Source organism: Streptomyces sp. NPDC052701, assembly GCF_040678355.1.
Lineage (GTDB): Bacteria > Actinomycetota > Actinomycetes > Streptomycetales > Streptomycetaceae > Streptomyces.
On record NZ_JBFATO010000001.1, the window covers coordinates 116,857 to 130,308 of the forward strand.

At 74.8% G+C, this 13,452-nt stretch carries 11 protein-coding genes and 1 pseudogene; 10 read left to right on the top strand and 2 right to left on the bottom strand.

From position 1 onward, the window contains the following. The first annotated feature begins 83 nt into the window (after positions 1-83). The 10 genes and pseudogenes from AB0L29_RS00530 (at position 84) to AB0L29_RS00575 (ending at position 10,913) form a co-directional block, all read left to right on the top strand. Positions 84-1,601, top strand: coding sequence for a sugar ABC transporter ATP-binding protein (locus tag AB0L29_RS00530; RefSeq protein ID WP_365821771.1), 1,518 nt, complete (start codon positions 84-86; stop codon positions 1,599-1,601). 60 nt (positions 1,602-1,661) lie between these two features. Continuing rightward, positions 1,662-2,702, top strand: a complete 1,041-nt coding sequence (locus AB0L29_RS00535) for an ABC transporter permease (RefSeq protein WP_365821773.1) — start codon at positions 1,662-1,664, stop codon at positions 2,700-2,702. Further along, the gene (locus tag AB0L29_RS00540; RefSeq protein WP_365821775.1) at positions 2,695-3,717 is read left to right on the top strand and encodes an ABC transporter permease; all 1,023 of its coding nucleotides are present in this window, start codon (positions 2,695-2,697) and stop codon (positions 3,715-3,717) included. The genes AB0L29_RS00535 and AB0L29_RS00540 overlap by 8 nt, the downstream gene beginning before the upstream one ends. A 33-nt stretch (positions 3,718-3,750) precedes the next feature. Beyond that, the gene (gene rhaS / locus AB0L29_RS00545; protein WP_365821777.1) at positions 3,751-4,833 is read left to right on the top strand and encodes a rhamnose ABC transporter substrate-binding protein; all 1,083 of its coding nucleotides are present in this window, start codon (positions 3,751-3,753) and stop codon (positions 4,831-4,833) included. A 27-nt stretch (positions 4,834-4,860) separates the two neighbouring features. Continuing rightward, a pseudogene (locus AB0L29_RS00550) lies at positions 4,861-5,165 on the top strand (L-rhamnose mutarotase); the annotation flags it as partial. A 444-nt stretch (positions 5,166-5,609) separates the two neighbouring features. Further along, on the top strand, positions 5,610-6,635 hold the full coding sequence (locus AB0L29_RS00555; RefSeq protein ID WP_365821779.1) for a LacI family DNA-binding transcriptional regulator: 1,026 nt from the start codon (positions 5,610-5,612) through the stop codon (positions 6,633-6,635). A gap of 101 nt (positions 6,636-6,736) precedes the next feature. Beyond that, positions 6,737-8,038, top strand: a complete 1,302-nt coding sequence (locus AB0L29_RS00560) for an alpha/beta fold hydrolase (protein WP_365821781.1) — start codon at positions 6,737-6,739, stop codon at positions 8,036-8,038. A 41-nt stretch (positions 8,039-8,079) separates the two neighbouring features. Further along, positions 8,080-8,823, top strand: coding sequence for a PIG-L deacetylase family protein (locus AB0L29_RS00565; protein WP_365821783.1), 744 nt, complete (start codon positions 8,080-8,082; stop codon positions 8,821-8,823). Between the two features lie 111 nt (positions 8,824-8,934). Further along, positions 8,935-9,777 carry a pentapeptide repeat-containing protein gene (locus tag AB0L29_RS00570; protein WP_365821785.1) on the top strand — a complete coding sequence of 281 codons (843 nt, stop codon included), beginning with the start codon at positions 8,935-8,937 and terminating at the stop codon, positions 9,775-9,777. 407 nt (positions 9,778-10,184) lie between these two features. Continuing rightward, positions 10,185-10,913, top strand: a complete 729-nt coding sequence (locus AB0L29_RS00575; protein WP_365821787.1) for a DUF2470 domain-containing protein — start codon at positions 10,185-10,187, stop codon at positions 10,911-10,913. Here AB0L29_RS00575 and AB0L29_RS00580 read toward each other — a convergent pair. Next, the gene (locus tag AB0L29_RS00580; protein ID WP_365821789.1) at positions 10,881-12,089 is read right to left on the bottom strand and encodes a lactonase family protein; all 1,209 of its coding nucleotides are present in this window, start codon (positions 12,087-12,089) and stop codon (positions 10,881-10,883) included. The two genes, AB0L29_RS00575 and AB0L29_RS00580, sit on opposite strands and share 33 nt — an antisense overlap. A 115-nt stretch (positions 12,090-12,204) precedes the next feature. Beyond that, positions 12,205-13,302: a hypothetical protein gene (locus tag AB0L29_RS00585; protein ID WP_365821790.1), complete on the bottom strand. Its 1,098-nt coding sequence runs from the start codon at positions 13,300-13,302 to the stop codon at positions 12,205-12,207. Positions 13,303-13,452: the final 150 nt, after the last annotated feature.

A 13,452-nucleotide genomic window follows, 5' to 3' on the forward strand; every position in this document is an offset into this window, starting at 1 on the left:
GCACGCCTACCGTCCCGGCAACCCAGTTGAAACCTTTCACGACGTCGGGAGGGCCGTCCCGCCGGCGTCGCCGAGGAGCCCCCATGACCCACCCGTCCACCACGGGTCCGGCCCCGGTCCTGGCGCTCAGGGACGTCTCCAAGTCCTTCGGCGCGGTCCGCGCCCTGCGGGACGTCTCCCTGGAGCTGTTCCCCGGGGAGGTGCACGCCCTCGCCGGTGAGAACGGAGCCGGCAAGTCGACCCTCATCAAGACGCTCGCCGGAGTGCACCGGCCGGACGCCGGCCAGGTGCTGCTCGACGGGAAGCCCGTCGTCTTCCACGGCCCCGGCGACGCCCGGGACGCCGGCATCGCCGTGATCTACCAGGAGCCCACGCTCTTCCCCGACCTGTCGATCGCCGAGAACATCTTCATGGGCCGGCAGCCCCGGCGCGCCCTCGGCCAGATCGACCACAAGGCCACGTACGCCGCGACCGCCGCCCTGATGCGGCGGCTCGGCGTCGGACTCGACCCCGGCCGCCCCGCCCGCGGCCTGTCCATCGCCGACCAGCAGATCGTCGAGATCGCCAAGGCGCTCTCCTTCGACGCCCGCGTCCTGATCATGGACGAGCCGACCGCCGCCCTCACCGGCAGCGAGGTCGCCCGCCTCTTCGGCGTCGTGCGCACCCTGCGCGACCAGGGCACCGCGGTGCTGTTCATCTCCCACCGGCTGGAGGAGATCTTCGAGATCGGCCGGCGGGTCACCACCCTGCGCGACGGCGCCCGGATCGCCAGCGAGCCGCTGGACGGCATGACCGAGGACGACCTGGTGCGCCGCATGGTCGGCCGCGACCTCGACGAGCTCTACCCCAAGCAGGACGTGCGCCCGGGCGGGGTCGCGCTCAGCGTGCGCCGGCTGACCCGTGAGGGCGTCTTCACCGACGTCTCCTTCGACGTGCGGCGCGGCGAGATCGTCGGTCTCGCCGGACTCGTCGGCGCCGGGCGCACCGAGGTGGCCCGGGCGGTGTTCGGCATCGACCGGTGGGACGCCGGCGAGGTCGAGGTCGAGGGCCGCAGGCTGGCCAACGGCGCCCCGTCCACCGCGATGGCCGCCGGACTGGCCCTCGTCCCCGAGGACCGGCGCGCCCAGGGCCTGGTGATGGACATGTCCATCGAGCGGAACATCGGCCTCACGGGGCTGCGCACGACCGTGCGGGCCGGGCTCGTGGACCGGGGCGCCGAGCGCAGCCGCTCCCTCGACTGGGCCGTCCGGCTCCAGGTCAAGTACGCCCGGATCGCCGACGCCGTCTCCACGCTGTCCGGCGGCAACCAGCAGAAGGTCGTCCTCGCCAAGTGGCTCGCCACCGCCCCGAAGGTGCTGATCGTCGACGAGCCGACCCGCGGCATCGACGTCGGCACCAAGGCCGAGGTGCACCGGCTGCTGTCCGCACTGGCCGCCGACGGCGTCGCCGTCCTGATGATCTCCTCCGACCTGCCCGAGATCCTCGGCATGGCCGACCGCGTGCTGGTGATGCACGAGGGCCGGCTCACCGCCGAGATCCCGCGCTCCGAAGCCACCGAGGAAACCGTGATGGCCGCTGCCACCGGGAGGGCCGCCGCATGACGACGACTACGTTCGGGAGGGCCGCCGCGTGACGACGACCGCCTTCGGGAGGGCCGCCGCATGACGGTCACCGCACCCGACCACGCGACCGTCGCCGAGGAGCCCCGGTCCGGCGGCACCCGCCTGGTCGACCGCGTCCTCAGGATGCGCGAGCTCGCCATCGGCGCCGTCCTCCTGGTGATGATCGCCGTCACCCAGGCGGGCAACAGCGAGTTCCTGTCCGAGCAGGGCGTCAAGGACCTGCTGCTGAACGCCACCATCCTGGTGCTGGTCGCCACCGGCCAGTCCCTGGTGGTCATCACCCGCAACGTCGACCTGTCGGTCGGCTCCACCCTCGGCATCAGCGCCTTCGCCGCCGGCACGTACCTCCAGGGCGGCGGCGGCCCCGTGGTGGCCGTGCTGCTCGCGGTCCTCATGGGCGTCGGCCTCGGCCTGCTCAACGGCCTGCTCGTCAGCCTCGGCCAGGTGCCCGCGCTCGTGGTCACCCTCGGCACGCTCTACATCATCCGCGGCATCGACTCCGTCTGGGTCGGCTCCCGCCAGATCACCGCGGCCGACCTGCCCGGCGGATTCGTCGACTTCGGATCCGGCGGCATCCGGGCGGTGCCGTACCTGGCGCTGATCGCCCTGGCCGTCCTGGTGGCGACCGCGTACTGCCTCAGGCACTTCGGCGGCGGACGCGAGCTGTACGCGCTCGGCTCCAACCCCGAGGCCGCCCGGCTCGCCGGCATCCCGGTCCGCAGGCGGATCCTCGCCGCGTACACCTTCTGCGGGGCGCTCGCCGGACTCGCCGGTGTCCTGTACCTGGCCCGGTTCGGCAACGTCGACTCCGGCACCGGCAACGGCTACGAACTCACCGTCGTCAGCGCGGTCGTGGTCGGCGGCGTCGTCTTCACCGGCGGCTCCGGCAGCGTCTACGGCGCCGCCCTCGGCGCGCTGCTGCTGACCTCCGTCAACAGCGCGCTGCCCGCCCTCGGCGTCAGCTCCGTCTGGGTCCTCGCCATCAACGGCGTCCTGCTCGTCCTCGCCATCGCGGTCGACCGGGTCGTCGCGCTGCGCGTGGCCTCGGCCCTGAAGAAGAGGAACGCCCGCCATGCCTGAGTCCCTCACGCGCGCGATCCGCCGGCCCGCCTCCTGGAGGTGGGACGGGGCCGTCGGCGCGCTCCTGACCGTCGTCCTGCTGCTCTCCTTCGGCTTCGTGGACGGCTTCGGCAACGCGCTCAACCTGTCCTTCCTGATCGGCAACACCCTGCCGATCGCGCTCATCGCCCTGCCGATGACGCTGCTCGTGGTCTCCGGCGAGATCGACCTCTCGGTCGCCTCCACGGCCGGCCTGTCGGGCGCCGTGATGGGCGCCCTGTGGAACCAGGGCATGGCGATCGAGGCGATCATCCCGGTCTGCCTGCTGCTCGGCGTGGTCTGCGGCCTGGTCAACGGCCTGCTGGTGACCAGGCTCGGGCTGCCGTCCCTGGCCGTCACCATCGGCACGCTCGCCGCCTACCGGGGCATCGCCCAGATCGTGCTCGGATCGGACGCGGTGACCGACTTCCCCGCGCGGTACCTGGACTTCGCGGCCGGACGCATCGGCGACACCTTCGTCCCGTACGCCCTCCCGCCGTTCCTGGTGCTGCTCGCCGTCGCCGCGGTCGCCCTGCACGCCACCCCGTTCGGCCGGTCGCTGTTCGCGATCGGCGCCAGTGAGGAGGCCGCGCGCTTCGCCGGGATCCGGGTGAAGCGGCAGAAGCTGATCCTGTTCACGGCGACCGGCCTGATGGCCTCCCTCACCGGCGTCTTCTGGACCCTGCACTACGCCAGCGCCCGCTACGACAACGCCACCGGCCTGGAACTGTCCGTCGTCGCCGCCGTGCTGCTGGGCGGCATCGACTTCGACGGCGGCAAGGGCACGCTCGGCGGTGCGATCGCGGGCGTCTTCCTGCTCGGGGCGCTGCAGAACGTGATGAGCCTCGTCGACGTCTCCGCCCAGTCGCAGATCGTCGTCACCGGAGTCCTGCTCGTCGTCTCCGTGCTCGGCCCGAGGGCCGCGCGGCAGATCGCCGTCGCGAGGGCCGGGCGCCGAGCCGCCCCGGTGCCCAAGGCGCCCACGCCCGCCTCCTGACCCTTTCGCCCACCCCGTAAAGGAAGCACCGCCATGCGCAAGAGCACCCTTCGCCGCACCTGCGCGGCCCTCGCCGCCGTCACCTCCCTCGCCCTGGCCGCCACCGCCTGCGGGGGCACCACCAAGAAGGACGTGCAGAACGAGGGCGGTCCGGCCGCCGCGGCCGGCGAGGCCGACCCGAACGCGGCCGTCAAGAAGGGCCTGACCGTCGGTTTCCTGCCCAAGCAGGTCAACAACCCGTACTTCACCACGGCCGACAAGGGCGGCGAGAAGGCCCTGAAGGAACTCGGCTCCGGCTACAAGGAGGTCGGCCCCTCCAGCGCCACCGACACCTCCGGCCAGGTCTCCTACGTCAACACCCTCACCCAGCAGCAGGTCGACGCGATGGCCGTCTCCGCGCAGGACCCCGGCGCCCTGTGCACCGCGCTGAAGCAGGCCATGAGGAACGGCGTCAAGGTCGTCACCTACGACTCCGACACCAAGCCCGACTGCCGCAACGCCTTCGTCTCGCAGGCGTCCGCCGAGGACCTGGGCCGCACCGAGGTGCAGCTGCTCGCGGAGCAGATCGGCTACCAGGGCGAGATCGCGATCCTGTCCGCCGCGCAGACCGCGACGAACCAGAACACCTGGATCGAGTTCATGAAGGACGAGCTGAAGGACCCCAGGTACAAGGACGTCAAGCTCGTCGAGGTCGCCTACGGCAACGACGACGCCCAGCAGTCCTTCCAGCAGACCCAGGGCCTGCTCCAGGAGCACCCGGACCTGAAGGGGATCATCTCCCCGACCACGGTCGGCATCAAGGCCGCCGCCCAGTACCTGTCGGGCTCCAAGTACAAGGGCAAGGTCAAGCTGACCGGCCTGGGCACCCCCAACGACATGCGCAAGTACGTCAAGAACGGCACCGTCGAGGCGTTCGAGCTGTGGGACCCGGCCAAGCTGGGCGAACTGGCCGCGCGCACCGCCGTCGCGCTGGCCTCCGGGCAGATCACCGGCAAGGAGGGCGAGACCTTCGAGGCCGGCGCCATGGGCGAGTACACCATCGGCGAGGACGGCGTGATCAGCCTCGGCAAGCCGACCGTGTTCGACGCGAAGAACATCGACCGGTTCGACTTCTGAGACGGGGGAGGGGCGTCGACGCGCCGCGTGTGCGTCCCGCTGACGGTCCGGGCGGACCGGCTCGACGAGTACCGCGAGCGGCACGCCGGGGTGTGGCCCGGGATGCCGGACGCGCTCCGGGACACCGGCCGGCGCGACTGCTCGCCGTTCCCGCGCGAGGACGGGCTGCTCGTCGGCCACCTGGAGACCGGGGACTTCGGGGCCGCCCGGGCCGGTATGGACGCCACCGAGGCCGACGCCCGCCGGCAGAAGGAGAGGGCGCCGTTCTCCGAGTCGCTGGACGGCGCCCGGCCCGACGAGGCCATGACCCCCTGACCGGGGTCTTCCACCTCGACCGATCGCAGACCGCCCGTGAAGAGGCGCAGCGTGCCGGCCACCGCCCCGCCGGGCCTGGCCGCGGCGCCCGGCACCGCCCGCGCCGCCGGCCCCGGCCCGTCGGTCACCCGGACCGGCACCACCACGCTCGGCATCTGGCCCGGCACCACCACGCTCGGCACCCGGACCCTCGGCCGCACCGGCCGGAGGCCGCCGTCCGAAGGCGGCGGCCTCGATGTCTTCGGCGAGGTCGTCGCCGCCGGGACCCGCGTCGCGCGGGACGGGGCGCTCTCCGTCCCGTACCAGGAGAGGCCCAGCGGCACGGCCCCCTCGCCGCTGCGCGCCGCCGGCTTCCGGCCGCCCGCCCGACCGGCCGCGCCGGACCGGCATGACGGTAATGTGAAGGCCCTCCGGCCGCCCCCCTGTCCCCCTGGACTCGTCCCATTGGAGGTCCCTGCCCGATGGCCCAGTCGGTCGGTATCAAGGACGTCGCCCGCGTCGCCGGAGTCTCCGTCGGCACCGTGTCGAACGTGATCAACCGCCCGGAGACGGTCGCCGCCGAGACCCGGGCCCGGGTGCTGTCCGCGATCGACCGGCTCGGCTACGTCCGCAGCGAGTCCGCGCGCCAGTTGCGCGCGGGCCGCAGCCGGATCATGGGGCTGCTCGTCCTCGACATGGGCAACCCCTTCTTCGTCGACGTGGCGCGCGGCGCCGAGCGCGCCGCGCGCGAGGCCGGGCTCGGCGTGATGGTCTGCAACAGCGCCCAGGACCCCGGCGAGGAGGCCGAGTACCTGTCGCTCTTCGCCGAGCAGCGGGTGCGGGGCGTGCTGCTGACCCCGACGGACGCGAGCGGCCGCGGCATCGCCGCCTTCCGCCGCCACGGCATCCCCTTCGTGCTGGTCGACCGGGTCGCCGAGGGCACCACCGAGTGCTCGGTCTCCGTCGACGACGTGACGGGCGGCGCCCTGGCCGTACGCCACCTCGTGGACGCGGGGCACCGCACCATCGCGTACGTCAGCGGCCCGCCCGGCCTCAACCAGGTCCGCGACCGCCGCACCGGCGCCCTGAACGCGCTCGCCGAGGCGGGCCTCGGCCCCGGCGCGCTGCGCGAGCTGCCCACCGAGCGGCTCGACGTCGCCGCCGGCCGGGACGCCGGCGCCCGCCTGCTGGGCCTCGCCGACCGCCCCACCGCCGTGTTCTGCGCCAACGACCTGCTCGCCCTCGGTGTCCTGCAGGCCATGTACGCGGCCGGGGTCGACGTCCCCGGCGACCTCGCGATCGTCGGCTACGACGACATCGAGTTCGCCGCCGCGGCGGCCGTCCCGCTGACCTCGGTGCGGCAGCCCGCCGTGACGATGGGCGCCCTGGCCGCCGGACTCCTCCTGGAGGAGACCGAGGCGCAGGGCGCGGCCGGGAAGCACGAGCACCGGCGGGTCGTGCTCCAGCCCGAACTGGTGGTGCGGCGCTCCAGCCTGTCCGCCCGCTGAACCGCCGTCCGGCGAGAAGTCGCGGTCCCGGAGGGCCGGACGGCGAGGGATCGTGTGCTGGACTGGGACACGGCCCGAAACCCTCCGTCCCAGGAGCCCCGTTGAGCATCAGCTACCGCCAGCCCGGCGTCGTCCTCACCGACCGCAGCTTCACCGTGCCCCTCGACCACGACGACCCCGCCGGGGAGACGATCGAGCTCTACGCCCGTGAGGTCGTCGCGAGCGACAGGAGCGACAAGGACCTGCCGTGGCTGCTCTACCTCCAGGGCGGCCCGGGCTTCGGGGCGAACCGGTTCGTCGGCCGGCAGGCCTGGCTCGGCCGCGCCCTGGACGAGTACCGCGTCCTGCTGCTCGACCAGCGCGGCACCGGCCGCTCCACGCCCGCCAACCGCCAGACGCTGCCGCTGCGCGGCGGCCCCGCCGAGCAGGCCGACTACCTCGCGCACTTCCGCGCGGACTCGATCGTCCGCGACTGCGAGGCCATCCGCCCCGCGGTCACCGGCGGCGCCCCCTGGACCGTCCTCGGCCAGAGCTTCGGCGGCTTCTGCACGGTGACGTACCTGTCCACCGCCCCCGAGGGCCTGGACACCGCCGTGATCACCGGCGGTCTGCCCTCCCTGGACGCCCACGCCGACGACGTCTACCGCGCCGCCTTCCCGCGCATCGAGCGCAAGGTCGCCGCGCACTACGCCCGCTACCCGCAGGACGTCGACCGGGCCCGCCGCATCGCCGACCACCTCCTCACGCACGACGTGGTCCTGCCGGGCGGCTACCGGTTCACCGTGGAGGCCTTCCAGTCCCTCGGCATCCTGCTCGGCGGCAGCGACGGCAGCCACCGCCTGCACTACCTCCTGGAGGACGCCTTCGTCCGCACCCCGCAGGGCTTCGAACTGTCCGACGCGTTCCAGGAGCAGGCGCGGGGTCTGCTGTCGTACGCGGGCCACCCGCTGTACGCGCTCGTCCACGAGGCGAGCTACGCGCAGGACGCCCGGCCCACCGCCTGGTCGGCCGAACGGGTCCGCGCCGAGTTCCCGCGGTTCGACGCGGCCAAGGCCCTGGCGGGCGACGAGCCGCTGCTGTTCACCGGTGAGTCGGTCCACCCCTGGACGTTCGACTGCGACCCGGCCCTGCGCCCGCTGCGCGAGACCGCCGAGCTCCTCGCCGCCCGCACCGACTGGACGCCCCTGTACGACCCCGCCCGCCTCGCCGCCAACGAGGTCCCGGTCGCGGCGGCCGTCTACCACGACGACATGTACGTCGACGCGGACCACTCCCTCAGGACCGCCCGCTCGGTCCGCGGCCTGCGCACCTGGGTCACCGACGAGTTCGAGCACGACGGCGTGCGGGCCGGCGGCCCCCGGGTCCTGGACCGGCTGCTGGCGCTCGCCCGGGACGAGGCCTGACGGCCGGTGCCGCCGGCTGCTCCGCGGGCTACTCTGCGGACATGACGGAACCGACGACGACCCCGCTGGAGCCGATGCCCGCCGACTGGCGGCGCGCCCTGGCCGTCGTGGCCCACCCCGACGACCTCGAGTACGGCTGCTCGGCGGCGATCGCGGCGTGGACCGACGAGGGCCGCGAGGTCGCCTACCTGCTGGCGACCCGCGGCGAGGCGGGCATCGACACCCTGGAGCCCGCCCGGTGCGGCCCGCTGCGGGAGCGGGAGCAGCGGGCGAGCGCGGCCGTGGTCGGGGTGTCGGTGGTGGAGTTCCTCGACCACCGGGACGGCGTCGTCGAGTACGGCACCGCCCTGCGCCGCGACATCGCCGCCGCGATCCGCCGCCACCGACCGGAACTGGTGATCACCCTCAACCACCGCGACACCTGGGGCGGTGCCGTCTGGAACACCCCGGACCACGTGGCCGTCGGCCGCGCCACGCTCGACGCGGCGGCCGACGCGGGCAACCGGTGGATCTTCCCCGAACTGGTCGGGCAGGGCCTCGAACCCTGGAACGGGGTGCGCTGGGTCGCCGTCGCCGGTTCCGGCACGCCCACGCACGCCGTGGACGCGACGCCCGGCCTGGAGCGCGCGGTGCGCTCGCTGCTGGAACACCGCACCTACATCGAGGCGTTGACGGACGAGGACCCGGAGACGTACGTGCGCGGTCTCCTCACCCGGTACGCCGAGGAGACGGGGGAGCGGTTCGGGGGCGGGCCGGCGGTGGCCTTCGAACTGTTCACAAGGTGACGGCGCGTCAGGAGGAGCGGGCAAAAGGGGAGTTCGCGGCGGGTGGGGCCCCGGCCGGCCCGTGAGGGCGTCCCGTGGACCCGGGAACGCGGCGAGGAGTTCCCGTTCCGTATGCTGAACGGCATGCGAGAGTCATCGGCCGGCCTGGCGGAACTGCGCGGCGACTGCGCCCGGTGCTTCGGGCTGTGCTGCGTCGCCCTGCCGTTCGCGGCCTCGGCGGACTTCGCGCTCGACAAGGACGCGGGGACGCCCTGCCCGAACCTGCGCGACGACCACCGGTGCGGCATCCACGCGAAGCTCCGGCAGGAAGGTTTCGCCGGCTGCACGGTCTACGACTGCTTCGGCGCCGGGCAGAAGGTCTCCCAGGTCACCTTCGGCGGCCGGGACTGGCGCGCGGGGCCGCCCGGGCACGCCCGCCGCATGGCCGAGGTGTTCCCGGTCGTACGGCACCTGCACGAGCTGCTGTGGTACCTGACCGAGGCGCTGGCCCTGCCCGCGGCCCGCCCGGTCCGCGCCGAGCTGCGCCGGGCCCTGGACGAGACCGAGCGGCTCACCCGGCGGACCCCGGAGGAACTGGCCGCACTGGACGTGGCGGCACACCGCCGGGAGGTCGACGTCCTGCTGCTGAGGTCCAGCGAACTGGCGCGGGCGGGGGTGCGCGGACGCCGGAGGGACCGCCGGGGCGCGGACCTGATCGGCGCCCGGCTCAAGGGCGCCGACCTGCGCGGCGTCAGTCTGCGCGGCGCTTACCTGATCGCCGCCGACCTCACCGGCGCCGACCTGCGCGGCGCCGATCTGATCGGTGCCGACCTGCGCGGCGCCGATCTCACGGACGCGGACCTGACCGGGGCGTTCTTCCTCACACAGCCGCAGGTCGAGGCGGCCCGGGGGAGTGCCGGCACCCGGCTGCCGGAGACGGTCGGCCGTCCCGCGCACTGGGCGACGGGGGCCTGACGCGGCCTCCCCGGCGACCGGGCCGCCCGCCCGTCCGGCGGTCCGGTCGCCGGGGCCGGGGCCGCGGCCCTCGCGGGAGGGACCGGCACAGGCCCCGCAGCCGGTGGGCCGGGGTGCGGCTCGTGGCGGCGCAGCGGCGGGCCGGGGGTGAACGTCGCCTCGTGCGGGACCGGCTGCCGCCCGGTGTGGGCCCGCGCCCCGGTCCCGAACGGCTCGAAGGCGTGCGAGGGCCGTGGCCGCCCGGCGTGGCCGCGCGGCTCGCGGACGTCCCGCCGGCGGGCGCGATCCGTGTGCGCGCCCACCGGGTCTCCTCGCACCCCGGAACACCCCGCAAGGACCACCCGGCCCGGTTGGCGTGCACCCCGATCTCCGATAGGTTAGGTGAGGCTTACCTAAGGAGGTTTGGCATGGGTGACGACAGCCACGGCTGGAGGGCCGCGCCCGGCGCGGCGGAGCGGGCCCGTTCGGTGCTCGCCGTCGCATGGTCCTGCGCGGTGACCGCGGAAGGCAGCCGTGAGGAACTCGTCGGGGCGCACACCGTGACCGGGGACGGCCGGGTACTGCTCGACGTGCCCGAGGACAGCGCCCTGCGCGCCGCCGCGATCTGCGCGCCCCGCGGCGAGCCGTCCGCCGTGCTGGAGTTCGCCGACGTCGCGCCCGTCCCGGTGCGCAAGCGGATCCGCTCCCGGCTGTGGCTCGCGGGCTGGCTCACCCCCGAGGACGGCGGACTCGCCCTGCGGGCCACCCGCGTGGTGCTGCGGCAGCCCTCGGGCGCCGTGGTCGTCGACCCCGACGAGTTCGCCGCCGCCGCGCCCGACCCGCTCGCCCTGGCCGAGGCCCGGCTGCTGACCCATCTCGCCGACTGCCACGCCGACGCGGTGGAGCGGCTCACCCGCCTCGTCGAGCCCGCCAGCCTGCACGGCGCGGTCCGGGTCCAGCCGCTCGCCGTCGACCGGCACGGACTGACCCTGCGCATCGAACGCGTCCGCGCCCACGGCGACGTACGGCTGCCGTTCCACCGGCCCGCCGACACCGTCGCGCAGCTCACCGAACGCATGCACGTCCTGCTCGGGCAGGCGAGCGCCGCCGTCTGCCCCCGGGCCCTACAGCGGCAGCGCGCAGACGGCGACCGGTGAGGCGAACGGCTCGCCCGCCCGCCGCAGCGCCCCGCTGCTCTCGTCCACGTGGAACACGCTCACGGTGCCGGACCGCTGGTTCGCCGCGAACAGCAGCGCGCCGTCCGGCGAGAAGGCGATCTGCCGGGGGAAGTCGCCGCCCACCGGCACGGTGTCCAGCAGCCTGAGCCGGGCGCCGTCCGCCTCGACGGCGTAGCGGGTGAGGCTGTTGTGGCCGCGGTTGGCGAGATAGGCGTACGAGCCGTTCGCGGTCACCAGGATCTGCGCCGGGTAGCTGGTGCCGGACCCCGTGCCCGTGGACTGCGCCTCGCCGACGGTCAGACGGCCGGACTCCGGGTCGTAGGCGCAGACGGCGACCGTGTCGTCCACCTCGTTGGCGAGGTAGGCGTACCGGCCGCCGGGGTGGAAGGTGAGGTGGCGCGGACCGGCGCCGGGCCGCGTGTGCGCCCGCGCGACCTCGGTGAGCGTGCCCGCCCGCTCGTCGAGCCGGTAGGTGTAGACGGTGTCCGTGCCCAGGTCGACGGCGAGGACGTGCCCCTCGTCGGGGCTGGTGACGAACTGGTGGGTGTGCGGGCCGTCCTGGCCCGGACCGGGCGCCGGACGGGAGTGCGTGACCAGGTCGGTGCGCTCGCCGAGCGCCCCCGAGGCCTCGATCGGATGCACGGCCACGCTGCCGGAGGTGTAGTTGGCGCTGAGCAGCCAGCGCCCGCCCGGATGCACCGACAGATGGCAGGGGCCCGCGCCGCCGGTGCCCCGACTGCCCAGAACCGTGCGGTCGGACAGGCGGACGGCGGTCACGGCACCGTCTCGCCGCTCGTTCACCGCGTACAGGGTGCGGCCGTCCGGATGCACCGCGAGATACGACGGGTCACCGACGCCGGTGAGCGTGCCGGTGCCGGTGATCCGCCCGGTCCTCGCGTCGTACGAGGCCAGGCCGATGCCCCTGCCGCCGCCCTCGGCGGAGGTGTAGGTGCCGAGGTAGAGCGGGCGGGGGCCGGAGGGCCCGCGGGCCTCGCGCGAGGGACTCGGGCCCGCCCCGGTCCGGCCGCCGGCGCCCGTCGGCGGCGCCGATCCGGTGGGTGTCGCCGACGTGCCGCATCCCGGGAGGGCCGCCACGGCGGCCGCCCCCGTCAGGGCGCCGACGAATCGCCGCCTGCTCCAGCCACTGCTTCCCATCCGCGCACCTCGGGTCGTCGGCCGTCACGGTCGTGACAGCCACCCTGACCCGGACCACCCGCCGGGTGCAAGAACGGCACCGCGCGTTGCGCGCGGTGCAACACCCCCCGGGCGGCTACCAGTCGCCGTCCTCCACCGGCGCGCCCGGCGCGTGCCCGAGCGGCTTCACCTGCTGCGGGGAGGGCGGCTGCCAGGGATCGTGGTCGTCCCCGAGCCAGTCGCCGACCGGCTTGACCGTCTGCAGGGTGTCCGTCGGGGCCAGGTCCTGCGCGTCCTGGTCGTAGTAGTCGAACCAGGGCAGACCCGCGCGCGTGTACGCGGCCCGGTCCACCGGCGACGGCGGGGGTGCCTCGCCGGTGATGCGGCGCCACTCCGGAGGCGTCACCAGATGCACGAACACCCGTCCCGCGGGCCGCTCGGACCAGTCCGACAGCGGCCGGTCGTCCTGGTAGACCTCCTGGCGCATGGTGCCGCCGACGCCGAGCCCCATGGCCGCGGCCCCCCGGGGCCGGGCCGCCGGAGCCGCGCCGGGCGCCGGCGCCGCACCCGGCGCGGGCGGTGCCGCCATCAGCGGCGCGGCACCGTAGGCACCGGGCGCGGCACCGTAGGCACCGGGCGGGGCACCGTAGGCACCGGGCGGGACGATCGCCCGGGCCTGCTCGGCGCGCCGCCGCTCCTGCTCGCGCCAGTTCGCCAGCTCGCGGTCGTTCAGCGGGAAGGACTGCAACTGGACGCCGCCCCAGACCTCCTCGCCCGTGACCTGGCCCTCGACGGTCGCCCCGAGGCCCAGCGGCACGGCCACGAACTGGCGGACCGTGCCCTTCCCGGAGTTGATCCCGTCCAGCCAGGGCTGGCGGGGGAGCACCACGTAGTTCTGCGGCGTGCGCGCCAGACGGTCGCTCCACGGGCGGCCCGACACCGCGCACACCTTGCCCACCCCGACCTGGAGGGCGGCCGGCTCCGTGGTGCCCGAGAAGCTCAGCCACATGGCCTCGCGCAGGTACACCGGCAGCATCACGCCGCCGCGGGCCCGCCACTCGGCGGGCACCGTGTCCGGGTGGTCCGCGACCCGCCGGACGGGGAACTCGCCCAGGCCCGGCGGCAGCGGATGGGTGCCGCTCTCCGGCAGCCGCAGGGTGCGGACGAACCGCACCGCCACCCCGCCCGGCAGCCGCAGCGTGTTCCCGTCGATCCGCACGGTGGTGTCGGCCATCCGCACCGCCCCCTCTGTTCTCTGTGGCGGAGGCGCACCAGGCCCCCGTATGACTGTGTGACGCCGGTGCCCGACCGCCGTGCCGTGGGGCGCCGGCGCCCCACGGCACGGCGGCCGGGCGCCGCCCGGGGGCGGCGGCGGGCCGGGGGC

Coding starts and splice junctions, on each gene's coding strand:
- AB0L29_RS00575 (WP_365821787.1), top strand. CDS start 10,185: ATGGGTGACGACAGCCACGGCTGGAGGGCCGCGCCCGGCGCGGCGGAG.
- AB0L29_RS00580 (WP_365821789.1), bottom strand. CDS start 12,089: ATGGGAAGCAGTGGCTGGAGCAGGCGGCGATTCGTCGGCGCCCTGACG.
- AB0L29_RS00535 (WP_365821773.1), top strand. CDS start 1,662: ATGACGGTCACCGCACCCGACCACGCGACCGTCGCCGAGGAGCCCCGG.
- AB0L29_RS00570 (WP_365821785.1), top strand. CDS start 8,935: ATGCTGAACGGCATGCGAGAGTCATCGGCCGGCCTGGCGGAACTGCGC.
- AB0L29_RS00585 (WP_365821790.1), bottom strand. CDS start 13,302: ATGGCCGACACCACCGTGCGGATCGACGGGAACACGCTGCGGCTGCCG.
- rhaS (WP_365821777.1), top strand. CDS start 3,751: ATGCGCAAGAGCACCCTTCGCCGCACCTGCGCGGCCCTCGCCGCCGTC.
- AB0L29_RS00565 (WP_365821783.1), top strand. CDS start 8,080: ATGACGGAACCGACGACGACCCCGCTGGAGCCGATGCCCGCCGACTGG.
- AB0L29_RS00530 (WP_365821771.1), top strand. CDS start 84: ATGACCCACCCGTCCACCACGGGTCCGGCCCCGGTCCTGGCGCTCAGG.
- AB0L29_RS00555 (WP_365821779.1), top strand. CDS start 5,610: ATGGCCCAGTCGGTCGGTATCAAGGACGTCGCCCGCGTCGCCGGAGTC.
- AB0L29_RS00540 (WP_365821775.1), top strand. CDS start 2,695: ATGCCTGAGTCCCTCACGCGCGCGATCCGCCGGCCCGCCTCCTGGAGG.